This window comes from Roseovarius halophilus (ex Wu et al. 2025) (assembly GCF_047086965.1).
In genome coordinates this window covers 1-23,694 of the sequence record NZ_JBKOTX010000081.1, presented here as the reverse complement: position 1 = coordinate 23,694, position 23,694 = coordinate 1, and the positions used below count along the sequence as shown (strand labels likewise).

At 64.6% G+C, this 23,694-nt stretch carries 30 protein-coding genes and 1 pseudogene; 8 read left to right on the top strand and 23 right to left on the bottom strand.

Going from position 1 to position 23,694, the window contains the following annotated elements:
• The 5 genes from ACH107_RS16625 to ACH107_RS16605 all read right to left on the bottom strand — a co-directional run.
• The coding region (locus ACH107_RS16625; protein ID WP_412506806.1) for a transposase at positions 1 to 633 on the bottom strand (633 nt) is incomplete at its 3' end.
• A gap of 7 nt (positions 634 to 640) precedes the next feature.
• Positions 641 to 1,339 (bottom strand): hypothetical protein, encoded by a 699-nt coding sequence (locus ACH107_RS16620; RefSeq protein ID WP_412506805.1) that lies wholly within the window; start codon positions 1,337 to 1,339, stop codon positions 641 to 643.
• A gap of 1 nt (position 1,340) precedes the next feature.
• Positions 1,341 to 2,141 carry a hypothetical protein gene (locus ACH107_RS16615; protein ID WP_412506804.1) on the bottom strand — a complete coding sequence of 267 codons (801 nt, stop codon included), beginning with the start codon at positions 2,139 to 2,141 and terminating at the stop codon, positions 1,341 to 1,343.
• The gene (locus ACH107_RS16610; protein WP_412506803.1) at positions 2,138 to 2,545 is read right to left on the bottom strand and encodes a hypothetical protein; all 408 of its coding nucleotides are present in this window, start codon (positions 2,543 to 2,545) and stop codon (positions 2,138 to 2,140) included. Before ACH107_RS16610 ends, ACH107_RS16615 begins: the two co-directional genes overlap by 4 nt.
• A gap of 46 nt (positions 2,546 to 2,591) precedes the next feature.
• Positions 2,592 to 3,623, bottom strand: coding sequence for a major capsid protein (locus ACH107_RS16605; protein ID WP_412506802.1), 1,032 nt, complete (start codon positions 3,621 to 3,623; stop codon positions 2,592 to 2,594).
• Positions 3,624 to 3,686: 63 nt separating this feature from the next.
• On the opposite strand from ACH107_RS16605, the gene ACH107_RS16600 reads away from it, so the two are divergent.
• Positions 3,687 to 3,968 (top strand): type II toxin-antitoxin system HicA family toxin, encoded by a 282-nt coding sequence (locus tag ACH107_RS16600; RefSeq protein WP_412506808.1) that lies wholly within the window; start codon positions 3,687 to 3,689, stop codon positions 3,966 to 3,968.
• Positions 3,965 to 4,297: a type II toxin-antitoxin system HicB family antitoxin gene (locus tag ACH107_RS16595; RefSeq protein ID WP_412506801.1), complete on the top strand. Its 333-nt coding sequence runs from the start codon at positions 3,965 to 3,967 to the stop codon at positions 4,295 to 4,297. Before ACH107_RS16600 ends, ACH107_RS16595 begins: the two co-directional genes overlap by 4 nt.
• Here ACH107_RS16595 and ACH107_RS16590 read toward each other — a convergent pair whose 3' ends face one another.
• Genes ACH107_RS16590 through ACH107_RS16565 form a run of 6 tightly spaced genes read right to left on the bottom strand, consistent with a single transcriptional unit; the run spans position 4,298 to position 10,352 of the window.
• Positions 4,298 to 4,669 (bottom strand): head decoration protein, encoded by a 372-nt coding sequence (locus ACH107_RS16590; protein WP_412506800.1) that lies wholly within the window; start codon positions 4,667 to 4,669, stop codon positions 4,298 to 4,300. It abuts the gene before it with no gap.
• 28 nt (positions 4,670 to 4,697) lie between these two features.
• The gene (locus ACH107_RS16585; RefSeq protein ID WP_412506799.1) at positions 4,698 to 6,023 is read right to left on the bottom strand and encodes a S49 family peptidase; all 1,326 of its coding nucleotides are present in this window, start codon (positions 6,021 to 6,023) and stop codon (positions 4,698 to 4,700) included.
• Positions 6,020 to 6,280 (bottom strand): hypothetical protein, encoded by a 261-nt coding sequence (locus ACH107_RS16580; protein ID WP_412506798.1) that lies wholly within the window; start codon positions 6,278 to 6,280, stop codon positions 6,020 to 6,022. Before ACH107_RS16580 ends, ACH107_RS16585 begins: the two co-directional genes overlap by 4 nt.
• Complete coding sequence (locus tag ACH107_RS16575) at positions 6,280 to 7,905, bottom strand: phage portal protein (protein WP_412506797.1); 1,626 nt, start codon at positions 7,903 to 7,905, stop codon at positions 6,280 to 6,282. Before ACH107_RS16575 ends, ACH107_RS16580 begins: the two co-directional genes overlap by 1 nt.
• 4 nt (positions 7,906 to 7,909) lie before the next feature.
• Positions 7,910 to 9,943, bottom strand: coding sequence for a terminase gpA endonuclease subunit (locus ACH107_RS16570; RefSeq protein WP_412506796.1), 2,034 nt, complete (start codon positions 9,941 to 9,943; stop codon positions 7,910 to 7,912).
• Positions 9,849 to 10,352: a hypothetical protein gene (locus ACH107_RS16565; protein ID WP_412506795.1), complete on the bottom strand. Its 504-nt coding sequence runs from the start codon at positions 10,350 to 10,352 to the stop codon at positions 9,849 to 9,851. Before ACH107_RS16565 ends, ACH107_RS16570 begins: the two co-directional genes overlap by 95 nt.
• Before the next feature lie 131 nt (positions 10,353 to 10,483).
• On the opposite strand from ACH107_RS16565, the gene ACH107_RS16560 reads away from it, so the two are divergent.
• Genes ACH107_RS16560 through ACH107_RS16550 form a run of 3 tightly spaced genes read left to right on the top strand, consistent with a single transcriptional unit; the run spans position 10,484 to position 11,335 of the window.
• Complete coding sequence (locus tag ACH107_RS16560) at positions 10,484 to 10,615, top strand: hypothetical protein (protein ID WP_412506794.1); 132 nt, start codon at positions 10,484 to 10,486, stop codon at positions 10,613 to 10,615.
• 52 nt (positions 10,616 to 10,667) lie between these two features.
• Positions 10,668 to 10,850, top strand: coding sequence for a hypothetical protein (locus ACH107_RS16555; protein WP_412506793.1), 183 nt, complete (start codon positions 10,668 to 10,670; stop codon positions 10,848 to 10,850).
• A gap of 11 nt (positions 10,851 to 10,861) precedes the next feature.
• Positions 10,862 to 11,335 (top strand): DUF3489 domain-containing protein, encoded by a 474-nt coding sequence (locus tag ACH107_RS16550; protein WP_412506792.1) that lies wholly within the window; start codon positions 10,862 to 10,864, stop codon positions 11,333 to 11,335.
• A gap of 9 nt (positions 11,336 to 11,344) precedes the next feature.
• Here the strand turns inward: ACH107_RS16550 and ACH107_RS16545 are convergent, their stop codons facing one another.
• From ACH107_RS16545 to ACH107_RS16505, 9 genes are all read right to left on the bottom strand, one after another.
• On the bottom strand, positions 11,345 to 12,655 hold the full coding sequence (locus ACH107_RS16545) for a site-specific DNA-methyltransferase (RefSeq protein WP_412506791.1): 1,311 nt from the start codon (positions 12,653 to 12,655) through the stop codon (positions 11,345 to 11,347).
• 282 nt (positions 12,656 to 12,937) lie between these two features.
• Positions 12,938 to 13,474, bottom strand: coding sequence for a hypothetical protein (locus tag ACH107_RS16540; protein WP_412506790.1), 537 nt, complete (start codon positions 13,472 to 13,474; stop codon positions 12,938 to 12,940).
• A gap of 707 nt (positions 13,475 to 14,181) precedes the next feature.
• The gene (locus ACH107_RS16535) at positions 14,182 to 14,985 is read right to left on the bottom strand and encodes a glycosyltransferase family 25 protein (RefSeq protein WP_412506789.1); all 804 of its coding nucleotides are present in this window, start codon (positions 14,983 to 14,985) and stop codon (positions 14,182 to 14,184) included.
• Positions 14,985 to 16,064, bottom strand: coding sequence for a glycosyltransferase (locus tag ACH107_RS16530; RefSeq protein ID WP_412506788.1), 1,080 nt, complete (start codon positions 16,062 to 16,064; stop codon positions 14,985 to 14,987). Before ACH107_RS16530 ends, ACH107_RS16535 begins: the two co-directional genes overlap by 1 nt.
• Positions 16,061 to 16,825, bottom strand: coding sequence for a glycosyltransferase family 25 protein (locus ACH107_RS16525; protein WP_412506787.1), 765 nt, complete (start codon positions 16,823 to 16,825; stop codon positions 16,061 to 16,063). Before ACH107_RS16525 ends, ACH107_RS16530 begins: the two co-directional genes overlap by 4 nt.
• A 23-nt stretch (positions 16,826 to 16,848) precedes the next feature.
• On the bottom strand, positions 16,849 to 17,529 hold the full coding sequence (locus ACH107_RS16520; protein ID WP_412506786.1) for an FkbM family methyltransferase: 681 nt from the start codon (positions 17,527 to 17,529) through the stop codon (positions 16,849 to 16,851).
• A 140-nt stretch (positions 17,530 to 17,669) separates the two neighbouring features.
• Entirely contained in the window at positions 17,670 to 17,816 is a 147-nt protein-coding gene (locus ACH107_RS16515; RefSeq protein WP_412506785.1) for a hypothetical protein, read from the bottom strand.
• A 155-nt stretch (positions 17,817 to 17,971) separates the two neighbouring features.
• Positions 17,972 to 18,370, bottom strand: a complete 399-nt coding sequence (locus ACH107_RS16510) for a class I SAM-dependent methyltransferase (RefSeq protein WP_412506784.1) — start codon at positions 18,368 to 18,370, stop codon at positions 17,972 to 17,974.
• 53 nt (positions 18,371 to 18,423) lie between these two features.
• Positions 18,424 to 18,687: a hypothetical protein gene (locus ACH107_RS16505; RefSeq protein ID WP_412506783.1), complete on the bottom strand. Its 264-nt coding sequence runs from the start codon at positions 18,685 to 18,687 to the stop codon at positions 18,424 to 18,426.
• Positions 18,688 to 18,768: 81 nt separating this feature from the next.
• Between ACH107_RS16505 and ACH107_RS16500 the strand changes: the two genes are divergently transcribed.
• On the top strand, positions 18,769 to 19,803 hold the full coding sequence (locus tag ACH107_RS16500; protein ID WP_412506782.1) for an IS5 family transposase: 1,035 nt from the start codon (positions 18,769 to 18,771) through the stop codon (positions 19,801 to 19,803).
• On the opposite strand, the gene ACH107_RS16495 is transcribed toward ACH107_RS16500, so the two are convergent.
• Complete coding sequence (locus ACH107_RS16495; RefSeq protein WP_412506781.1) at positions 19,766 to 20,446, bottom strand: hypothetical protein; 681 nt, start codon at positions 20,444 to 20,446, stop codon at positions 19,766 to 19,768. The two genes, ACH107_RS16500 and ACH107_RS16495, sit on opposite strands and share 38 nt — an antisense overlap.
• Positions 20,447 to 20,476: 30 nt before the next feature.
• Entirely contained in the window at positions 20,477 to 21,547 is a 1,071-nt protein-coding gene (locus ACH107_RS16490) for a glycosyltransferase family 4 protein (protein WP_412506807.1), read from the bottom strand.
• 290 nt (positions 21,548 to 21,837) lie between these two features.
• On the opposite strand from ACH107_RS16490, the gene ACH107_RS16485 reads away from it, so the two are divergent.
• On the top strand, positions 21,838 to 22,179 hold the full coding sequence (locus ACH107_RS16485) for a hypothetical protein (RefSeq protein ID WP_412506780.1): 342 nt from the start codon (positions 21,838 to 21,840) through the stop codon (positions 22,177 to 22,179).
• Between the two features lie 202 nt (positions 22,180 to 22,381).
• Here ACH107_RS16485 and ACH107_RS16480 read toward each other — a convergent pair whose 3' ends face one another.
• Entirely contained in the window at positions 22,382 to 22,831 is a 450-nt protein-coding gene (locus ACH107_RS16480) for a hypothetical protein (protein WP_412506779.1), read from the bottom strand.
• Between the two features lie 87 nt (positions 22,832 to 22,918).
• Between ACH107_RS16480 and ACH107_RS16475 the strand changes: the two are divergent.
• A pseudogene (locus ACH107_RS16475) lies at positions 22,919 to 23,584 on the top strand (IS630 family transposase); the annotation flags it as partial.
• Positions 23,585 to 23,694: the final 110 nt, after the last annotated feature.

Genomic DNA, 23,694 nt, shown 5'->3' with positions numbered 1-23,694 from the left:
CAGTCCGCGGGCGACGAGGCTTTCGAGGAACGCCCGCCAGTGGACCTCGGCCTCCGACAGGGCTACCGACACGCCCAGCACCCGGCGGCGCTCATCCGGCCCGATACCGATAGCGGAGAGAACGGCGACGTCGCGCACAATGCCGCCATGGCGCATCTTTTCATACCGGGCATCGAGGATGAGGTAGTTTATCTCACCGAGCGGGCGGTTGCGCCATGCCGCGAGTTCGTCATCAAGCAGCTTGGCGGCGCGGCTGACCTGCGAGGATGACAGGCTCTCGATCCCGAACTCGCGCATGACAGCCTCGGCATCGCGCGTTGAGACGCCCTTCACATACATCTCGGCCACCGCCAGCATGACGGCCCTCACCGAGCGCCGCCCGCGCTCGAGCGATTGCGGATAGAACGGCTCTCCCTCGTGCCCGGCCGTCTTGGGCACCTGCACGTTCACGGTACCGGCCGGCGTGTCGATCCGCTTGGGCTTGGTGCCGTTGGCATAGCCCCGGCGCTCGGGCGTGCGCTCGTAATGCCCAGCCCCGAGAAAGCGCTCGCGCTCGATCTGCATCGCCAGCTCGAACGCGCGGGCGAACACCCCGGCAATGTCGCCAGGCCCTTGTTCAATCAGCTGTTCCAAGATTGCCTCAACCGCCGTATCCTGCCGTCTGTCCATTCGCTCTTCTCCATGGTTGGTTTGCAACTCCATGGAATACCAGAATGGGCAGCCCCTGCTGGGGCGCGCCCCAGCAGGGGCTCATGGCCCCCAACTCGAGCGAATTTCCAGACCTTAGGGTACAGTACCTGTGGGTGTGGGTGTCCCCGATATTGGTCCCGTTGTGCGTGACCGTGCCGCCGGTGATCTCGACGCCGCCGCCAGAGACGTTGAAGGTCACGCCTCCGACCGTGATCTGGGCGCCGCCGCTGGTCAGCTCAAAGGTCAGCCCACTGACTTCGCTGCGCACGAGATCATCCGCCAGCGTCATCGTCACATTGCCGTAGGTCACGACGTTCTGGTCGCCCGCGCTGGACGGGCTCGGGTTGCCCTCATGGTGCGTCAGCGGGACCGCTACAGCCTGTTGGAAGTCGCCAGTGGGCGACATCGCGGTAAACTGCTGTCCGACCGTGGGTGGCGTGTGGACCCGCAGGGCCCCGGAAAACTGCGCGTAGGGCACCCACGGCGAGAGAAATCGGCCCTCGCTGCCGTGAGCCGGGCCGAAATCCAGCCGCACGCGCTGCGTGGCGGGGTCAACCTCGGCCACCGTGCCGTGGCGCATCACGCCCGCAAGCCGGCGCTCCATCTCCGTCAGCCGGGAGGCCAGCTCGACAAGCTCACGGATCGCCATGTCAGCCCCCCGGCTCGTCTATTGCATCGAAACTGATCTGCGCGCCGTCCACGGCCACGCGATCAAGGCGCTCTGGGTCGTCCGCGTCATTGCCTGTCGCTGGCCCGATGCCGATCTGGCCCGCGACCTCAAGCGGCACGCCGAGGGCTTCTGCCGCGCGGCGCCACTCTGCGAGCAGCTCTCCCTCGATCTCACCGCGCAGGAGGCTGGCGATCCCGCTCAGGGCGGGGTCAGCCTCCATCAGGGCCAGAAGCTCGCCCCACGCGCTGTTGGGGGCCACGGGGCCACCCGAGACCGGGGTATCGACAAGGTCACAGCTCAAGACGAGCTGCCGGGCGGCAAAGCGCACGCCGTTTTCGGCCGAAGCGCCGCGCCGCGACAGGCTGCGCGTGATGCGCGGGACCAGCTTCATCCAGACCTGCGACCACGGGTTGTCGTCGCGGTTCAGGGCGTGGACAACCTGATGCTCCATGATGTCGAGCGTCAGCTCCATGCCTTCGTCGGTGTGCGGGATCGCAATCGTGACCTGCCCACTCTCACTGTTCGAGGCGGGCACCTCCACGCGGGAGGCGATGGCGATCTCGATCACCAGCTCGCAGCGGTGGGTGCCGCTGCCCAGATCACGGCCCTCGACCTCAAGCTCGTGCTCGTCGGTGGTGAGCACCAAGAGCGGCTGGCGGGTCTCGGCGATCGCTTGGTCAATCGGATCGACAGCGCTGTCGAACACCCGGGCCCCGGCCAGCGTTCGGTCGAACAGCGCACGGGCGGCTGCGACGCGCATGGCAAGGCGGGTGAGGCTCATATCGGCTGGTCCTCCCAGACGAGGATAAGGTTCAGGTCGCCCATGGCCGTGTGCTGGACAATGGAGACCGTGTAGACCGGGCTTCCCGCCTGGCTGGTGAATGTCAGCGTGTCGCCCTTGGCGGGGAGCGCGGAAAGCGCGTCAACCTCTGCCTTGGCGATCCAGAACTCCGCGCTTGTCGACGACAGGCGCGTGGTCCCGGAGAATTCGGCGCCCCGGGCGTTGCCCTTGAGCTGGTCGTCGGCAGGGCCGGCAGAGAACACCCCGTAGATGAGGTCCTGCGGCCGGTCGGGGTCGGTCGCGCGCTCCACATATTGCGATGAAGCGCGCGGCCGGTGGACCGCGGCCTCCGCGAATGCGTCCTGGATCGCGCCCGAAAGGGCTGCGTCTAGATCGTCAAACATGGAGGCCACGGGTCCGGTCCTTTCAGCGAGCAGCGTTGCGCACCAATCAGGTGCGCTTGCCGGGGATCAACACCCGCGGGCGGGTGCAGTACTGCAGCGCGTTCATCTGGAACTCGAGGTTCACGCCCTTGCCGTTCTGCATTTCCCATTGCTTGCCGTAGAGGCGCTGACCCGGGGTGTTGACCGTCTCGATGTAGTCGGCCGGCGCATAGACGGTACGGAAAAGCCCCGGCACGCCCATGGGCACGAGGTGACACTTGTCGGTCTCGATGCCGACATTCTGGCCGCCGCGGTAGTTCATCCAGGTGATGCCGCCGAACTCGAACGCGCCGTAAATGCCGGAATTGCCCGAGTTGATATAGGCGTTGCGCAGCGAGGCCGCGTCCGCATAGCCCTTGTAGGTCTCGCGGACCTCTTGGTGGGCGATGAGATCGTCGAAGAACGCATCGCCGCAAAAGGCCAGGATGCCAGTATAGGGCAGACCATCGAGAATGCCCGCCATCTGTCGGATGACACCGGCGCATTTCTTGCGCAGGGCGCCGTCCGCGGCGGTGGCATTGTCGAGGTCAAAATCGACCACCGCCTGCTGGCTTTCGCCGAACTCGGTGAAATAATCAAACAGCACCGAGCCATCGGCATCCAGGAGTTGTCCTGTCTTGAGGATGTTGAGCCGGTGGTATTCCTCGGTCAGCGCGAAGAACTGGCTGGCCTCGGCCGCGCGATCCGCGATCTTCTGTTGCAGCCGCTCGACGGCCACTTCCTGGCCAAAGGCGCGCACCTGCTGCACCTCGTCGGCATAGATCGCATCGTCGACCTGGAAATGCGGCACCTTGAGCATGCGCACGGCGCGCTTCGACTTGTCGAAGGTCTGGCCCGGCCCGCCGCGGGGGCTTGCCGAGACCAGCATGCGGTTCTGCTCCTTGTCCTTCTCGATCGCGATGTCGAGCGTATCGATGCTGGTGGTCTGGAACAGCCCCATCTGCCCGATGCGAGAAGGGGTGTACTTGATCTCACGAAGCGCATCCGTGAGGCGCATGACGCTGAAGGCGTCCTGACTGAAGATGTTGAGGATCGACATGGGGTGTCCTTCTCAGTGTTTGGCATTATGTGACCACGCCAGAAACAAGACCGCTTGCAATTTGTGCTAGCATCTGTATTTTTGTTCGGCATGAACAGTAAGCACCGCAAAACCTTGGCCGCCGTTTTCACTGACCCGGTTTCCGGTACCATCGAGTGGATGGCGATTGAGGGATTGCTCCTTGCAGCAAGCGCGCAGCGGATCGAAGGGCGTGGTTCGCGCGTCAGATTCGAAAAAGATGGCGAAATCGCCACTTTCCACCGACCGCATCCGGCCAAGGAGGCGAAACGGTATCAGGTTCGAGACGCCCGTGATTTTTTAGAACGCATCAAGGTGACGCCATGACAAACAGCATGACTTACAAAGGCTATGCGGCCCGTATCGATTACGACGATGATGATGGCATCTTCGTGGGGCATATCGCCGGGATTAGAGACCGCATTGGCTTTCATGCCGAGACGGTTGACAATCTGCGAGCTGCGTTTCACGAAGCCGTCGACGATTACCTCGAAACCTGTGCAAAGATTGGCAAAGAGCCGCAAAAAGCCTATTCAGGTAAGATGATGTTCCGCGTCAGCTCAGACGTGCACCGCAAAGCCGTCATCGCGGCCGAGCTTGAAGGCAAAAGCCTAAACCAATGGGCAGAAGACGTCTTGTCACGGGCCACTGGTTAATCAGCGCACGATGATCCCAACGCTCGCGAGATCTGCATGGGCAGCACCCTGTTCGCCGACCTGATCCCGGTCAGGATGATAGGTCAGAATACTACCATTCACCTCGGCGTCCCGAGTGATACCAGCAACCGCTACATCACTTGTCGTGGCATCACAGCCATAGAGCGCAATAGCCACGGCCGTTTGGCTGCCATCGGTCGCGCCGACGGCACTGGCCAGATATTTGCCACTGGCGGTGATTTTGCCGAGCACGGTGCCCGGCGCGATGATGCCGGCGCCACTGGCGACGGTGATATTGGCCCGCGAGCGCTGGCGGTTTGCCTCGCTCATCAGGAATTCGCCGGGATGCCGGCCTTCGTTCAGAACAGTCATCTGGTGATCTCCTCAGATCAGGCTCGGCTCAGCCGAAACGCTTGTTGGCTTGGTCAACGGCAGCGGACCATCCGCTTGCCACTTTTGCGGCGGCGTCCATGCGCTCACCGGAGGCATCGCCGCCAAACTCGTTTTCAAGAGCGGCGCGGTCTTCGATCGAGGCAACCCCGGAGGATTGCGGGGCCATCCCCAGCACCTTGATCGCCTCCTCGGCGCTCATGCTGGTCTCAAACGCAAAGCCCATGGCCTGTGCTTCGCGGCCCTTCGCCTCCTCGCTGGTGAGGATGCTTTTGATGCGGGCGGTCGCCTCGGCTTTGCCGGCGGTCTCGCCTTCGGCACGCGCCTTGTCGACGGCGGCAGTCATCTCCGCATCGGTGATGCCCGCATTTTCAGCCTGCGGGGCGGCGTCGGAGGTCTTGGTCATGCCAAATCCAGTCCTTTGAGTGGTGGCCCCGGGGGCCGTGGTTGATGAAAGACCGACGAGCACCTCGTCGATCGTGGCCACGCGGTCAGCGAGGCCGACCTCGACCGCATCTGCGCCGAGGTAGGTTCGTGCCTCTGTCCCGCGGATTTGCGCCTCGGACATGCGCCCGTCGCGCCCATGCGCAACGAGCCCCACGAACTGGTCGTAGAACTTTGCCACTTCGGCTTGCAGGTCGGCCTTCACATCGGTCGAAAGCGCTCCGAAGGGATGCCCATCGACCTTGTGCTTGCCGGAGTAGATCAGCGTGGCCTGCACACCCTTCTGTTCGAGCTCTCCCGAGCGATCGAGATGCGTGAGCACCACGCCGATCGAGCCGACCATCGAGGTGGGCGAGACCACAATCTCGCGCGCGCCCGAGGCGATGCCGTAGGCGGCCGAGGCGGCGACGTCGTTGACCATCGCGACCACCGGCTTGGCCTCATTGACCTGCCAGACGAGATTGGCGACCGCGAACATCCCGGTGGCTTCACCGCCCGGGCTGTCGATGTCGAGCATCACCGCCGAGACCTCCGGGTCCGAGGCCGCCTCGCGCAGCTGAGCGGAAATGCCCTCGTAGGAGACAAGGCCAGAATTGGCCCCGATCCATGCGCCTCGGTTCACAAGGCTGCCGACGATCGGCAGGATTGCGACGCCGTTTTCGACCCGCATAGAGCCGGAGCGACCGTCCTCGCGGCGATACTTGCCGATGAAGCGGTTGGCATCTGGCTCAATGGGGCCCGCTTGATCCACGCCGATGCGGCCCTGCAAGACGTGCAGGATCAGATCAGCCTTGTCGGGGTGAAGCAGCAGCGGCCGGTTGAGCACCCGCGACGCGATCTGCGTCAGCGAGGGGCCCTCCAGCGCCTGCGTGATGGTGGGGGGATCGCTCACCGGACACCTCCTGTGGTTATTGCGCGCCGTCGCGGCTTTTGGCCTGCCGATTGCGCGCATTTCTCCTCAAAGCCCCGGATGACGGCCACAAGCCGCTCGGGGTCTGCCTTGTGAAAGCTCACCGATCGCTCGACGCCTGAGGCCCCGGCCTTGAAGTCGACGCTTATCGCGCTCTGCCCGGTGATCAGCTTGTAATAGACCTGCCGAAGCGAGGCGGCCGCCGCGCAGGGGTCGTTTTCATCCACCACCAACGCCATCAGTCAGCCTCCTCGTCCTCGGCATCTTCTTCCTCGTCGTCCTCCAGCACCTCTGGGCCGCCCCCGGCCGCGCCCATGACCTGTGGGTCTGGCAGGCCGTAATCGGAGCGCATCGCCTTCTCTTGCGCGAGCTGCTGGTAGACGTCGTCCACATCGACCCCGAGGTCGTTGCAGATCATCGCGTCGGACATCACGCCGAGGCGCTTCCAGACCTCATGGGCCTTTGCCTTCTTGAGATCGTCCGCCGTCGGCCGGGCCGCGCCGAACCACTCCGCCCGGCAAGCCGCCGTGCGGTTGGCGAGGAACGCCTCGTAGCCGCCCGGGAAGGGGATGCCGCCGTTGGCGATTTCCTCCTCAAGCCACGCATCGTAGACAGACTGGCAGAAGGGCGCGAGGATGTTCTGGCGACGCGCCTTCGTGATCGCAAAGATCTCGGTCGTGGCCGCCTGAAGCGAGGAATAGGTCGCCCCGTTGTTGTCGCCGGTGGCGCTCTCGTAGGTCAGCCCAAGGCACCGTGCGAGCTCGCGCAGCAGGTGCTGCGAGAACTCTTTGTAATCCGAGGACGGCTGGTTGCTGGTGTGGAACTTGAGCTCTTGGCCGGGGAACAGGTGCGAAAGCCGCCCATTGATCCCGACATCGAGGCTCGCGCCATCGTAGTATCCCGCGACCATGTCCATGTAGGCTTCCATCGGCGCGACGCCTTGGGCAGCCATCTGAGCCTTTTCCTGCGGCGTCAGCAGGCCTGCGAGGACCTGTTCGGTCGGCTCGTCGGAGGTGATTGTCACCGCGAAGAGCGTCTGAACGATCGCGGCCATCAGCGTTGCATCGGCCAGCTGGTCGAACTGGCGGGCGACTTGCAGCGCTGGCGCCATCGGCGAGATGCCCCGGTGCGTGCCGGGCAGCCCCTCGAACACATGGATCACGCGCGGCCGGCCAGCTCGGTCCCGGGCGCGCACGTCATACTCCACGTCGTGCTTGAACATGTTCTTGCGGATCGCGCGGTAGCCGATCGGCATCCCATCCATGTCGATGTAGACGCCGTTGATCAGCCGCTTGAGGTTTTCCGTCTTGCGCGAGAGCCGGTAGGGCGGCAGCAGGCGGACCTTGGTGCCATACCGGTTCCAAGGACGGCGCCGGAACGGCAGCTCGGCGAGGATTTCGCCAGTCATCAGCCACGAGCGAAACGCCGCGCTTTGCATCTGCCCGAAGGTCCGCAGGCCCTGAATGTCGCATTCCTGCGCGTTGCGCGACCACAGCTCGAAGCGCCGCTCGACGGTCTTGGACCATTCGGAGGCCTCCGAGGCCGTCATGCCGAAGGTCTCGTTCTCGGGGATCGCCTTGACGCGCAGCCCGGTCCCGACGGTGTTGGCCACCGCCTGATCGACCGCACCGGCCAGCCAGCCGTTGTTGTGCAGCAGGTCGGCCACCCGGGCCGCGGCATCATCCCACGCATCCGCGACGTCGTCTTGGGTTTCGCGCAGCGCAGGCTTCCAGCCGGCGAAAGTTACCCCCCGGCCGCCACGCATATACTGCCCGGCCGGCCGTGGGGCCACCTCGCCGCCGGTGGTCGGCGCAGGCGGATGTGAACCCACGACAAGGTCGCGGACTTTCGAGATAATCGACATGTGCCTACCTGTTCAGTCTGTTGCCGACCCGCGAGAAACGGGCGCGCATATCACCACCGCCACCGCCCCTGGGAGGAGGTGGGGGCGATGGCGGGGGATCACCCTCCGGCGAAGCGTCATCGTCGGCGTCAGGAAACCCGCCATCTTTGCGCTCGACACCTTCGGGGATGCGCTGGACGTTGAGCGCGTATCCGATGGCCGCGCACAGCGCCTCGCAGTCGAGAAAGTGGTTGTGCCGGCTGCGCTTGACCCAGACCGGCTTGCCCTCAACGACCACGCGGGCCTCCGAGGTCAGCTGCTTGCAATAGTCCTCCGAGGCGTCCTCGTGAACATAGAACGCCCCCGGCACGTCCATCGGCGTCCGGATACGTGAAATTACCAGCGACTTGAAAAAGTCCGATGACAGCGAGACGAGTTCGATCGAGTAGAGCGCGCGCTTTCCGTCGGGCTTCACCTCGATCTTCGAGACCTTGTAAGGCGGGCTTTGGGTCGCCTTGCCCTTGGTCGGCGCGCAGAGCCAGCTATAGCGCCGACAGAACTCGTAGACCTTGTGCTCGTTTCCTTGCTCCGGCTTGTCGGGCCGGAAGCCACTGTCGATGAACACCTTTTCGATCTGCATCCCGCCGATCGGTTGCAGCATCAAGTCCGCCAGCGCCGTCCAGACCTCATCGTCGTCCGTCGGGCCGTAGAGCTGGCCGTTGTCGACCAGCCACGAAGACCCACGCGACCCGAAAGCCCGGATCACATAGACGAGGCTGAACTTCTGCACGTCGACGCCCATCACGATCCGCAGCCCACCCGCCGGGATCGTGTTCGGCTGATATGGCAGGCGCCGCTCCATGATCTCCTGCCATTCCGGCACGTCGCCGGAGGCGGTCATCGAGTAGCACTCGCCAAAGCTCGCGTTCATCGCGGTCTGGATACGATCGTGGTCGCCTGATTGCAGCGCCGTCAGGTAGGTCTCCGCCCGCTGGCCCCACGTCACGAACGGCGAGCACAGCCCTGAGGTCCACATCGAAAGCGTCGAGCTTTCCTCCGGGGCCCTGGATACATGCGGGGCGTCGCTCTTGAGGGTCACGGTCTGGCCTGGTGCGACCATCGCGCCGCGGGCGTTCATCCATTCCTTGTCGTCGTTCGTGTGCACGCCACCGCAGCGCGGGCAGCTTATATAGGCCGCGCGCTTGGCCTGCGCCGGCGTTGCGTTCTTCGGCCAATGCAGCTGGCGAAAGCGGGGAATGAAGTATTCCTCGCAATGCTTGCAGGGCCACGTCCAGTGATGGCGCGTGCCTTCCTGAAAGAGCTTCCAGATCGGGCTTTCGAGATCGTCCGGCTCCGAGCACGACCAGAACTCAAGGCCCGTATCTTCATCCAACTCGATCTCCACGAGGCCCCTCGCCGGTGTGCTGGTGATTGCCGTCACGAAGTCGGCGTAGGTTTCACCCCGGGCCTCCACGAGGCCGAGCACATCGCCCTGACCCTTCACGTTGGCCATCATCTCGTCGAACTCGTCGATCAGCGCGAGCGCCGCCGGGTCCGACTTCAAAGCCGAGGATGAGCCCGCGTGCGCGAGGCGGAGACGAACGCCCGCGACGTGCTTGAGGGTCTTTTTCATCCGCCGGCCGCGGACGACCTTGTTTTGCAGCGTCTCCGCCTCATCGAGCAGGCCCATCAGCCGCGGCTCGAACTGGTCGGTCAGAAACTCCCTGGTCGGGCCCACATAGATGATCGGGGCAGGGCGCTGATCGAGGCGGGCCCCGATGATGTCGAGCATGCTGTCGGTCTTGCCCGACTGGGCGCTCGTCACCGCGACCACGCGGCGATAGCCCCCGTTGTGGGCGGCCGAGGACCACGGGATCATGTATGGCGTCAGCCACGGGTTGCGGGGCCCCGGGATGCCGGCGCTTTCCGGGTAGACCCGGTGCTCGGACGCCCAGTCGGCGGGATCACGTTTCTGGCTCGGCCGAAACAGCTCCTTCACCAGCCGCGAGAGCCTGCTCCGCTTCGCTGGTCCGTCGGGAAAGTCGTTCGAATGCGCCATCTATTTCCTGCTCAAGGCTGCGGCGCTCCTTCATGTCGCGCGTATAGCGTGCCGGTAGGCCCTGAAACTCGGCGCGCACGGCCGAGGACCAGTCGGCCAGCTCGGCCCGCGCATCCTCCAATGGGATCAGCTCCCGGCTGCGCTCCTTGATGCGCAGCTCGATCTCTCGGGTCCGGGCATCCGTGGCCCGGCTCGCCGCGGCGGTTTTCTGGTTCTTGGCGATCTGGTCGTCAAAATAGGCAACGGCGCCCCGGACGACCGCGACCACGGTGTATTTCCCGGTCGAGGCCTTCTCGATGTAGCCGCCCTGCACGAGGTTGTAGACCCAGCGGCGTGACCGACCGAGGAGCACTGCTGCCTGATCGACCGTGATTGTCTGCCCTTGCTGCTTCTCACCATCATCAGCCATGCGATTAAGTCTCTGATATTGCTTCTAATTCTCTTGATGAGCATCGGCGGTAGAGCGAACGTGCTTACACAACGACACAGCGCCAAGCGCGGCAATCCCGCCGCGCAGCGCACCGGCCCACGGAGGTTCCCATGGCCCTTTCGCTTTCCGCCACCTGCCTCGCCATCGCGCTCGCCGACGAGCGCGGCACCATCGAGGTCGCGGGCGACATCGATGCCGCCAATCAGCGGGTCAACGACCTGCGGATGCGCGCAGCGGCCTGAACGACAACAGGCCTCGGCTCAGGCCGGGGCCGCTTTCCACGGAGACCACGCCATGACCATCGCCGAGCGCTACAACGCCGAAGCCGCCCGCATCATGCCTCACATGATCGACAACCTCTGGGTCGACCCTGCAATCGATAACGCGACCCACATCGACGAGATCGTTTTCCGCCGCAGCGAATTCCTCGGCGGAATGGCCGCCGTGATCCTCGCCCTTATCGCCAACAGCAAATGACGGAGCTCCCAATGACACGCCTGACCACGTCCCAGATCAGCCGTTTGACCGCCGAGATTACCGGAACCGGCCCGAAAGGGGCGTCGATGAAGGAGGCCGCGGCAACCCGGTTTCGCAAGGTGCTGGCCGAGGCGATCGGCCAGATGAACGCCGACGCCCGGGCCGACAATATCCTTGGCGCGGCCAGCTTTGACGAGGCCGCTGACTTCCTCCGCATTGCCCTTGGGCGCCGCGCCCAGCACACGCCGGAGGCGAACGTGACCGCCGAACGCAAGGGCGACAAACCCAAGCGTGAGACCAAGCAGCAGGTCTTGATCGACCTGCTCAAGCGCCCGGAAGGCGCCACGATCGACGAGATCGTCGCGGCCACGCTTTGGCAAAAGCACACCGCCCGCGGGGCCATGTCTGGCGCTATCAAGAAACGCCTCGGCCTGGCCATCACCTCCGAGAAGGAGCACCGGGGCCGGGTCTACCGGATCACCTGATCCACCACCTCACGCCGCAGTCTCCTCCGGCCCGCTCCCAAGGCGGGCCGCCATTGTATCGGCGAAGGTCTGGTTGGAATGCTCCAGCACCGCCTCGCGGCCGGTGAACTCCTCCCACCGGCGCACCGCCACATCAACGTAGGCCGGGTTAAGCTCGACGGCGTAGCACCGACGGCCGGTCATCTCGGCCGCGATGATCGTCGTGCCTGAGCCCGAGAACGGCTCGTAGACCGCGTCACCGGCGGCGCTGTTGTTCTCGATCGGGATGCGCATGCAATCGACCGGCTTCTGGGTGCCGTGGCCTGTCTCGGACTTGCGCGGCTTCTCGATCTGCCAGACCGTGACCTGCTTGCGGTCGCCGGCCCAATGGCCCGTCTTGCCCTCGCGCACCGCATACCAGCACGGCTCGTGCTGCCAGTGGTAGTCGCCGCGGCTGAGGACCAGCTGGCCCTTGTCCCAGATGATCTGGGAGCGCAGCTTGAACTTTGAGGCGATCAGGCTCTCGCCCACCACGCCGGCGAACAGGCCCGCGTGCCAGACGTAGGCCACGTCGCCGGGGAACAGCGCCCACGCCTCACGCCAGTCGGCGTTGTCGTCGTTGAGCACCTTGCCCTTGGCATAGTCGCCACCGGCCACACCGGCATGCTCGCGCCAGCCCGGATCGTATTCGACGCCATAGGGCGGGTCTGTCACCATCAAGTGCGGCTTGGCGCTGGCCAGAAGCTCATCGACCGTAGAAGCATCCGTTGAGCTGCCGCAGACAATCCTGTGGTCGCCCAGCACCCAGATATCACCGGGCTGCGCGACGGGCTGGTCCTCATCCGCCTCCGGCACATCGTCCGGGTCGGTCAGGCCGCCGGTCACCTCGAGCAGCGCCGCCGGCAGGATGTCTTTCAGGTCGCCCTCAGAGAACCCGATCATCGAGAGATCGTCCTCGACGCCCAGCCCCTTCAGCTCCTCAACCTCGATCTGCAGCGTCGCCGGGTCCCACTCCGAGGTCTCCGCCAGCCGGTTATCGGCCAGCGTGTAGAGCCGGCGGTCCTCCTCGGACCAGCCCCGCGCCACCATCACCGGCACCTCGGCCATGCCCAGCTGCGCTGCCGCCATCAGCCGACCGTGGCCTGCGATGATCGTGCCGTCCTCGGCCACCAGCATCGGGATCGTGAAACCGAACCGCTCCATCGAGGCTGCGATCTGGTCGATCTGCTCGGGCGGGTGCGTCCGGGCGTTCTTGGCGTAAGGGACGAGGTCGGCGATCTGCCACATCTCGATCTTGGTCGCCGGCCAGCGGTCGGCCGGCATCATGGCTTCATCGGTCATCTCGGCTCCGGGTTTCGGGCACCGACTGGGGGGCAGCCCGTGCAGTGCATCGGTTTTTTGAAATCGAAAAAAACGCGCAAATATCGCGCGGCGGCGGCCCCGCAGACGATCGCCCCACGGGAAGGGACCCACGGGGTGGGGGCAGGGCGGCCCGCTTGGCCGGGCTGTGGCGCGCTTGGCGCTTGCTCTGTGGGTTTGGGTGCCGCGCGCTGTCCTGCCCGCCTGTGGCGCGCTGTGCGGCGCTGTGGCGGTCGGCTTGCGCTGCCGGCTCTCAGTGCTGAATCAGCGGCTGTCGATCATCCGCTGAAGCTGCCGGGTGGCTTCGGCCAAAACGTCGGGCTGATTTTCCTCGAAGGTGCGCTTTGTCTCATCTTGGACCATTTCCTTCGGGATCGCCGGGCCGAACATCTTCTTGATCGGAAACCGCGCGCCGGTCGTCCTGACGAAAGCGTTGTTGCCGAGGCTGCCGACGAGAAAGGCCCCCTCGAACCTCTGGACCCGCCCATACGGTTTTGCCCGAACGCCGTAGCTGAACTGCCGGGGGGAAAAGTGGGAGAGGCCGAGGTGATCGCCCCGGGCTTCGATCTTGTAGACGAGGTTCGAGAAAGAGGACCGGAAGGATCGGGTCTCGCGGTTGACCAGTCTGGCCTTGGCGCCGGTCTGCTTGCGGAGGGCGCGGCGTACCTGCGTGCGTATCTTGCCGCCCTCGCTGTTGAGGGCGCGGTTGAAGGCGCGCTTGGCATCGCGCTCGCCCACGCGCTGGACGGCTGCCTCGAAGTGAAGGCGGGTCTGGTCGAGGTCGCGGATGATCACGTTCACGATGCCGCTCCTCTTCGCCGGTGCGATTTTGCCGAGCGACATCCGGCGCCGAAATGTCTGTGGTGTTTTGGGCGGCGGACGCCATCGGTCGCCGCACACGAGAAATGGCCAGTTTTGCGAGGTTATCGCAACATGTGCGCACCTGCACCTAGCAGTTGACCATGAACGCTACATCTGCGCAGGGCGTTGAGCCACATGGGGTTGGGGTCTTTTTGATCCGATATGTCGATCTTGACAGTCAAAATGTCTAAATCAATGGCAGTGCATGCGTTGGTCATGGTTTTCCGGCGTCGCGTAGGTGCGAACGGCGATGTCCTCGAACATCCCGTCGATCGAGCGGCGCGAGGGCAGCAGGACTAGACCGGCCTTGTATGCAGTGCGGGCGTCCTACCGATGGATGCCATGGCAATCCTTGCCGATTAGGTGGCCGACATAGCCCAATCCCATCACGGCGATGGTATTGTCTTCAAAATCGTTCATCATTAAGCGTCTGGAATCCACCGGATGGACAAGATGTAGAGCCCGCTCGAGCCTTGGTGAGCCCTAAAACCCACCCAGATCGACGAGGGACCTCACTTCCAAGCATAGCTCATCCACACCATCATGGCAGGGTCCTCGATGTGAGATGACGATTCTGGGGGTGCGCGGCGCTTATAGCCGGGCGATGCAATGCAGCAGCGAATTTGTCGTAAGTCGCCACGCTTCGTTCAGCCGCCGGACGGGCCGGGATCCCTGGTCAGGGCAATCTCCGGCCAGGGCCCCTGTGGCGCCAGGTCCTGCCGCACGGCCAGCGGGTGCGACAGGCGGCGCAGCCCCATCTGCGCCTGCGTCCAGGCCCGGCGTAGCCTTTGGCCCGCGCTCTTGCGGTGCGGACTGCGCGCGCCCTCGGGCGAGATCGCCGAGACCGTGTGCATTGGCTGCGCGATTCCGTAATGCGCGCAGGTGTCCAGTTGTAACGCCAGTGGCGGGTCGACCTGCAGCGACACCATCTCGTACGCTGCACAGATTACCCCGTCGGCGATTGCCGGTGCCCGGTCTGACCGCGCCAGCAGTGCCCGCGCCCCAGACGGCCAAAGCACATAGGCCGCCGCCCCGGTGCGGTCCTGGTAGAGCCGGCGCAGCCCGGGTCGCCCGTCCCAGGCGCCGCGGGTCAGCAGTTTCCTCCGTCCGCGCGCCTCCAGCGTCACATGATCCACGCTGCGCAAGTCGTTAAGATCGAGCAGGCAATCAGGTGTCCGCATCGATAGGTAGGCGTCGTCTTCCAGCACCAGCATCGGCCCGCCTTCGGCCGCCACCCGTGCCCACGCGGCGCGGTGCGACAGTAGCACCGCCTTTTCCACCGCCGTCATTGGTCGCTCCCAGCGGTCCCACCAAGGGTCGGTTTCGGGCGGGGTGAGCCAGTCGGGAGTGCAGGCCGGCAGGCGCTCATGCCCGATCCCCAACGCCGCTAGCTGCGCCCGCTGGAACGCCATCCGCCGTGTCTCGCGGTCGAGATTGATGACCAGGGCCATCATGGCGCCGCACGGTCGAGGCCCACGGCAAAGAGCGACAGATACTGGTCGATGATCCGCTCGGGCGAGAACATGCCCTCGAGCTTGGCTGCGCCGCCCGCCCGCAGGCGCTCGGCAAGCACTGGATCGGCCGCGAGGCGCTGCAGCCCGGCGCGGAACGCTCCAAGGTCGTCGGTATTCACCAGAAGCCCGTCCTTTTCATGCTCCATGTACCAATCAGGCCCCTCAGAACGGGTCGAGACCACCGGCACGCCCGCCCGCCAGGCATCCAACACCGAGTTGCCCAGCGGTTCATGGCGCGATGGCATGCCGAAGAGGTTGGCGGCGGCGATGTAGTGCACCGGTTCTTCGACCCAGCCTATAAATCGGGTGCGGTTGGCCATGCCTAGCGATTCGACCTGCGCCTCGAGCGAGGCGCGTTCCGTGCCGTCGCCGATCAGCCACAGCCAAGCATCGGGGATCTCAGCCATGGCGCGCACCAGCAGGTCCATCCCCTTGCGCGGCACGAATCGGCCCGCGCCGGCGATCAGAAGCGCGTCCTTGGGCGTGTCGAACCGGGCGCGATCCACCGGCACCGGCGTCACTTCGCGTGCGAAATTGGTGATCGTCGCGGTGCGGCCGGTCCAGCCTAGGTCCTCGACCCGGCGGGCGATGCCGGGGACGTTGCCCAGAACTACATCGCAATTCTGGAAATGCTGGATATGGATCGGGAAATCTCCTAGACGCACCAGCTTGAACGGCCGCGACCACGAGCCGATCAGCCGCGCGCCGCGCGGCATCCAGCCCATCACCACGTCGGGCTGCCAGTCGTCCACATAGCGCGCCATGCGCCACTCTAGCAGCTTCGATGCCAGCGACACTCGGCGGTATTTGTGTTCGAAGATGCGGCCGTAAGGGGCCAGTTCGGGTTTCCAGATCCGCCGCGGGCGGATCACGAAGCTCTGTTCGATCCCGCGTCCGGCGAAGCTTTGCGCGAGGTTGACGAAGAACCGCTCGGCGCCGCCATCCTTGCCGAAATGGAAATGCAGGATCCGCCGGATCCGAATGGTGCCGCCAAGTTTTGCTGTCTCTTCGTTCATCTTTGCATCCCGGTCTTGCGCCAGCGGTGCCAGCGCAAAAGCGCGCGATAGCGCAGCTGATAGTTTAGTCCGTGCAGAGCCTGGCCGCCCCGCGACCGGCCGGCCTCGGCGGCGCGGCGGGCGTTGCCGATGGTGCCGGTCTCGGCCTGCTGGTCGCCCACCACGATCGGCGGCGGCAGCACCAGCGCAACTCTGAGCCCGGTTTCCCAAAAGAACTTCTGGTCCTCGTCCACCGGGCGAAAGAAAGGTAGCGCGCGCGCCGCCAGATGCGCCGCCGCCCCGCGCGTGAGCCCATAGGCGATTTGGCAGGTCGGCACCTTGTCGGGCACTACGAGACGGAAATCCCGGTCCAGCGGGCGGCTGGCATGGACGCGCGGTCCGGTGTCGAGAAAAAACAGCTTGACCATGTCCCAGTCGCGCGCCGCGTCGGCCACCAGCGCCTCCAGCAGCGGGCGCAGCGTGTCGTTGGCGGCAAAGTCGTCCTCGAAGACAAATCCGCCGGGCTCGTCCGCGGCGGCGATGGCGCGCCAGGCCTCGATATGGCTGAGGTAGCAACCGATTTCGGCCGAAACCAGCGGATACCGGCCCCGCCGCGCATTGGCGCGAGCGTCGTAGACCTCGGCGATCTGGTCTTCGGCCAATTCCCAGCCGTTAACAGCGTCGATCCGCTGGTAGGGCAACTCGTGCGCCTCGAGCTGCCGGGCCGAGTTGTGCATCCGCTCGACATTCGGCGCGAGGTTGATGACGTAGGATGTCCACATGCCGGCGCTGTCCTGCGGCAGGCTCACGACGGGGGCCGCTTGAAAAGGTAGGTCTTGTGCCGTGTTGCGAGCGGTTCGAAGCCTTGCGCGACCAGCCCGTCGGACAGGTCGCAGACCCGGTCCTCGCCAATGATATGCGGGTGCATTTCGATGCTCATGGTCTGCACGCCGGTCAGGTCGGCGGCGGGCAGCAGCTCTTCCTCGGCGCCTTCCACGTCCATGATCACCACCTTTGCCCGGGCGGCGGCCAGCGCATCGTCGATCGCGGTCGAGGGGATGGTAATTTCCTGCGCGCCAATGCCGCGGTCGTAGATCGACGACGACAGCACATTATCCTGGCGGTGAAAGGTCAGGTCGCGGCCATCCGCCGTCACCGCCTGCATCTTCAGGATCGGCTGCAAGCCGTTCAGCGCATAATTCGCTTGCATGACGGGCTCCATCTCGGGGTTGGCCTCGTAGCTGAAAACATGGCCTTCGCCGCACACCCTGGCGGCCAGGATGCTGACCAGGCCGATGCCGCAGCCGATTTCCAGAACCCGGTCTCCGGGGCGCAAATGCGCCTTCACAAGCTCGCATTCATGCTGTTCGTAGGTACCCTTGAACAGCGCGTTGCTCACTGGCCGCGGCACATCCTCGTGGCCGGTTTTCACCCGGACCCCGTAATGCGACATTGTCTGCACGTCGCGCAGTCTGCGCCAGTGCATCAGGATATTTCCCACCTTGCGCCTTCCTTTTCGCCGGGTCCTCTAGGGACCTTATAACTCTCTTTGCTTCAAGAAGACGTTTACCGGACTTCACGCCGGCGGTGAAGGCCCGAGATGCGGGCCGCTGTCCCCTGCCGCGGCTATTTCGTCGCGACGATAAACCAGCCGACCGACACGCCGCATATCGAGTCGCCCCGCCGGCCGTCATAGACGCCCCAGCGTAACCGGGGCTTCGCATAGAGTGTGTCCTTCACATGCGCCCAGTATTCCGCCAGCGGCTTCGGCATCAGCCCGGACCCGGAAATCGTGAGTGCGGTCGAGTTGCGCCCCAGACCAGCGGCAAGAGCGTGGCCCAGCTGAACCCGGCCCGGTCCAGCGACTCGCGCCACCAACTGGGGGTCGACCGGTTGTAGTCGTCCGGGTGGGCATGGATGCGGAACATCTACGGAACGGGGATCACCATCGACCTGCCCGGCTTCAGCACGCGCAGCGCCTCGGCTAGCGTTGAGCGCGAGTCATAGACATGTCCCAGCGTGTTGAAACTGACCACCCAGCCGAAGCTGTCATTGTCGATTGGGAAAGGATCGCCCCGCTGAATCAGCCAGATCGGCTCGATCTCAGGGTCGATGTTGACCGAGGCATAGTCGATGTCTTTCGGCAGGTATTCGCGATAGCGCGCCTTCGCGCCGCCGCCGACATCGAGCACGCGGCCGGTCATGCCGAGCTTGGCCAGCGCCTCGTATTCCATCCGGCGCAGCAGGCTGTTACCTGGAAAGCGGCGGCGCAGATCCCGCCAGCGGGCAAAGCTCGGAACGGGCGGCGGCTGGACGCGATACTCCATCATGTCAGTCCTCGATTATAGGCTGGGATTGCGCGCCCCGGTTGCGGGCGCGGTCATTCGATCGGCTCGGCGAAATGGAAGTTTTGCGTCGCCCCAGTGGCAAAGTCGAAGCCGAAGAAATCAATGTCCTCAGAATACCAGTCGGCAACGATCTGGCGGGTGCGGTCGTCGTAATGGTCGCGCCAGGGTCTCTCCGACGACACCCTGGACCGGTTCTGGACCGGCAGCGGCCTTTTCAGCCCGAAATAGCGGGTCGCCTCGGCGGCCATGTCTTCCTGCCGCAGGACATGCGCGCCCAGCCGTCCGGCTTCGTCCACAACATAGGGCACCTCTATAAATTGCGCCCGCGCTGACGGCGGGGTATTCTAGTTGTGGTGACACGTCAGATGGAGGCAGCGATGGCGCAGATGGGCTTCTTCGACCTTTCCGATCGCTACGCGAGCCTGGGTGCCAAGAAGGACCCACTGGTGGCGATCGACACCGCGGTGCCGTGGGACGAGTTCCGCCCTGTCCTCGAAGCCGTGTGGCGCAAGCCAGCCTCCGAGAAGAAATCCCGCGCGGGGCGCAAGCCGATGGATGCCGTGCTCATGTTCAAGACGCTGGTACTGGGCGCGCTGTACAACCTGTCAGACGATCAGATCGAGTACCAGATCCGCGATCGGCTGTCGTTCATGAGGTTCCTGGGGCTTGGCCTCGGGGATCGCGTGCCGGACGCGAAGACGGTGTGGTTGTATCGCGAGGCCCTGGCGAAGGCCGGCAGGATGGACGACCTGTTCGACGGGTACCTTGCCCGCCAGGGCTACATCGCGAGGGGCGGCCAGATCCTTGACGCCTCCATCGTGCCGGTCCCGAAGAGCCGAAACACACGCGAAGAAAACCAGGCCATAAAGGCCGGTGACGTGCCCGAGGACTGGGCCGACAAGCCGGCGAAGCGCAGTCAGAAGGACATGGACGCGCGCTGGACCAAGAAGCACGGCAAGAGCCATTACGGCTACAAGAACCATGTGAACGTGGACCGGAAGTACAAGCTGGTGCGCCGCTATCACGTCACCGATGCCGCGGTCCACGACAGCCAGGTCGTCGACCACCTGCTGATGAAGGGCAACACCGGTGCAGGGGTGTGGGCGGACGCGGCCTATCGATCCAAGGAGATGGAAGACAAGGTGCGCGCACGTAAACTGCGAAGTCACATCCACCGCAAGGGCCGGCGCGGCAAGCCTCTGGGCGAACAGGGCAAGCGGAGCAACCGCACCAAGTCCACCATCCGCGTCCGCGTCGAGCACGTCTTCGGCGCCCAGACCAACGACATGGGCGGCACGCTGGTGCGCGGCATCGGCTTGTGCAGGGCGGCGATGAGGATTAGCCTGAAGAACCTTACCTACAACATGCGCCGCTTCACACAGCTGAGACACCTGCACCCAAGCCCGGCCTGAGCAGGGTGGGACGCTCGGGGCGTCCCCGGGGCCTCATCATGCCAGCATAGACGCCGAGCGCAGCAGCGTTGCAACGGCTGTGATCCGAAAAGCGCGCGCCATCAGGCCGCGAGCCGACCGGTGCGGTCCCCGCCTGCGCCAGATGTCCGGAAAACAGCAAAAATCGAGGTGCCCCATAGTCCTTTTGCAGATACCAGCCCCTGATAGCTCGATGCCAGTAGAAGGGCAGGTTGCCGTGGACGTGGCGCTCTTCGAGAAACGCCTCAAAGGTGGGCGCAACATAGTCGTCGTCGGCGGTTCCGATCTCGATCGCCGTCCTGGCGAAGCGATAGCGCGACACTACCCGCGCCCAGGGGTTGCGCACCACTGCGACCGGCTGGAGGCGCGCGCGCACGTCGGCGCGGATGTCGCGCAGGCGGGCGTGCTGAAAGCCATGATGCTCGCCCCGTTCGGCCATGTAGGCGGCAAGCTCTTGGGTATAGTTCCTGTTGAAGTGGAACCACGGATCGGCGCTGACGAGGCAGTTCGACAGTTCGGGATTCTTGCGGATCGCCATCCCGGCATTCTTGGGGATATGGATGAACAGCCAGCGCGCCAACCCCAGCTGGTAGATCGTGGTCGCACTCAGTTCACGTAGGTTCATATCTTCGTCCTTCGGCCCTGGCCGGTTCGGTCAGGCCTGTTCCAGTAGCCGGCGGTAGACGCCGACGATCTCGCGGGCCTCGTCCTCGATGCGAAAGCGGTTCAGGACATGCGCACGTCCTGTGGCGCCGTCTCGCGCCAAACGGTCGTCGTCGTCAAGATAGGCGGCGGCCGCCTCAGCCAATTGTCGCACATCGCCCGGCGCGATAAGCGTGCCCGTGGTGCCGGGAACCAGCAGTTCCGGGAAGGCACCGACTGTAGTCGCGATCACCGGAACGCCGCAGGCCATCGCCTCAAGCGGGGTCAGCCCGAACCCTTCCCACCGCTGCGGCGCGATGAAGAGATCCAGCGCCGCATACCAGTCGGCTACCTGGTCCACTGGCACCTCGTCGGGAAAGAGGATCCGATCTGAAAGGCCGGCGAGGGCGACCTTTTTCTTCTGCTCGGCCAGAAAGTTGCGGTGCTTGGCGGTGGCGCGACCCAGCACCACGCCGACCACGTCCGGCCGGCCGCGGGCGACCGTGATCATCGCGTCCACGAAGACATCGGTTCCCTTCTGCGCACGGATCCGGCCGATGCAGCCGGCGATCCGCGCCTGCTGCGGCAGGCCGAGCCGTGCGCGCAGCGCCGCACGGTCGGCGGCAGGAGTCAAACGGTTGGTGTCGATGCCGTGAAGGATCACCGTCGCGGGCACGGTCAGATATTTCTCGGTTGCCTGCGACGTGGCGATTACCGCGTCCATCCGGCCGATCAGCATCCGGGTCCAACCGGTGTGCCGGCGCTGCGACGCAGAGGTAAACACCAGCTGCAGCCGCCGCCGGAACAGCCCGCGCAGCACTAGCCCCGCGAGCATCTCTATGTTGCGTCGGGCATGCCAGACGCGCCAGACCGGGCGGCCGTCCCGGGTGCGCGGCAAAAAGAGGCAGCGCCAAAGCGGAATACGCGGAACTCCCTCCGGCAGTCCAGGCCCGGTGGCGCGAATGCCGATTATCCCGGCCTGCAACGGCATCAGCCGCGCGATCGTCGCTGTCACGCCCGAGAGCCGGCGCTTGATATTCGGCGCGATCACCTCGATCTCGTCCGGGCGGCCCGTGTCTGTCATGCTTTTTCGCCCGCCCTGTTCCGCTCGGATTCGTTCAGGCTTTGTTATACGCCGCAGCTGGGGGTGTTGCAATCGCGCGGGCAGGGGGCCGGTTCCGCTGGGGCCCGCTCGAGAACGAACAGCCAGGCGGGTATAGGCACCCATGGTACGCACGGTTTCCAGGCGACTTGACGTGCACCAGAAATCAAGCGCGGTGAAGCTGGCCGAGCACCCTTACATCTTCTGTCCGCCCAGGTGCCGGGTGGCAGCCAGATCACCATCTTTGGGGGGGGATCGCATCGGTTTCGGACATGATCGACAAGATCAACGCCGCCAATGCGGCCGTGCCCGAAGACTGGCATTTGCGGATCAAGGAACATCCGAGTGCGGATCATTCCTTTTCTGGCCGCATCGCCGACGCGTCGGGCGGCCGGGTCGTGCTGGATAACGAAACCAACACGACGGAACGGGTCGCCACTTCGCGTGCCGTTATCACGATCAACTCCTCGGTCCTCGGTCGGCTTCGAAAGCCTGCTTTTCATCAAGCCGGTTATCGTGCTGGGCCATGTCATTCTATGACGTGGAGGGCGTCGTTCAGAAGGCCGGGTCCGGGGATGCACTCGACGGTTTCTTCGCCCGGCCGGATACGCTGACCTTCGACAGCGGGCTGAGAGACTCCTTTATGCCCTATGTCACCGAAGTGTATGTCCCAATTAAAGATGATGTGGTGACTGGCAAGGTGACGCGCGAGACCACCATCGAGCGTGACCGTAAACGGATGAGGTGATGTTGGGCCTACGGGCCGCGGACCAGGCCGCCAGCGTTGCTGACTGAAATGCGCGGTCGGCATCCTGGTCAAGACACCTCGCCGTCGCAGTCCTGGCCCTTCAAGCGTTGCCAATCCGAGATCACGTCCGCATCCGGCGTGGACTTGTCGTGGCTGGTGGTTCGGTCCTTCTTCCAGCTCGTGCTGGTCTGGGAACAGTGCCAGAACATCGGCCGCTTCTGCATCGAGAGTTGATGAAAGGGCCCACCTAGGCGATGCACCGTCGAGTTGAAACGCCCGGAAAGGGATCCGGGCACGACGCACCACTTGGGCAAGCACGGCTTTTGTGCCCCGACGGTAAGGGTGTGGGCGAATTGCGACGTGGCCTGCGACGCCGCCGCATAGCACCAACGTCCAGGAAACGCGACCTGGCCGCTGCGGCTGCGCGTTGCCATGTCGTAGACCGACACGCGACCGGGGCGCATGATTTCGTCGATATCGAGCGAGAGCACGCCGCGCGCCAGGGCGCCGTAGTGCAAGCGGATCGTGCCCCTTGGCGTGGTGTAAGAACGCCGACCTTCGGGAAGGCCCGGGTTCTGATCAGGACGCCAAGGGGCACTATTACGCGCAGCTTCAAGGTCTCCAACGACCCGCTGTTCGAGGAGAAGGTCACCGACATCGTCGGGCTCTACCTCGACCCGCCGGAGCGGGCGGTGGTCCTGTGCGTGGATGAGAAGTCCCAGATCCAGGCGCTTGATCGCACCCAACCGGGGCTGCCGCTCAAGAGGGGCCGCGCCGCCACGATGACCCATGACTACAAGCGCCACGGCACGACCACGCTGTTCGCTGCGCTCGACGTCAAATCCGGCCAGGTCATCGGCGACTGCATGCCGCGCCATCGGGCCAGGGAATTCCTGAAGTTCCTCCGCCGCATCGACCGGCATGTGCCGAAGTCGCGCGAGGTGCACCTGGTGCTCGACAACTACGCCACCCACAAGACACCCGAGGTGAAGGCCTGGCTGGACAAGCACTCGCGCTTCCACCTGCATTTCACGCCGACCAGCGCGTCATGGATGAACCTGGTCGAACGGTTCTTCGCCGAGATCACGTCACGGCGCATTCGGCGCGGCAGTTACACCAGCGTCGGCGACCTCGAGGCCGCCATCTACGACTATCTCCTGCAGCACAACGCCAAGCCGAAGCCCTTCACCTGGACCAAATCGGCCGAGGACATCCTCGCCCGAGAGCGCCGCGCGCTGAACGCCCTCGATGAAATCCGTGGAAACAGGTAAGAAGTGTCAGACTTCTTTGGTTGCCGCCCGTGATGCAAGAAGTTTTTGACCTTATTGGCGTGTGATCGAGTACGAACTTCTTTCAGGCCTCGTGTTGCGGCACTTCCAGA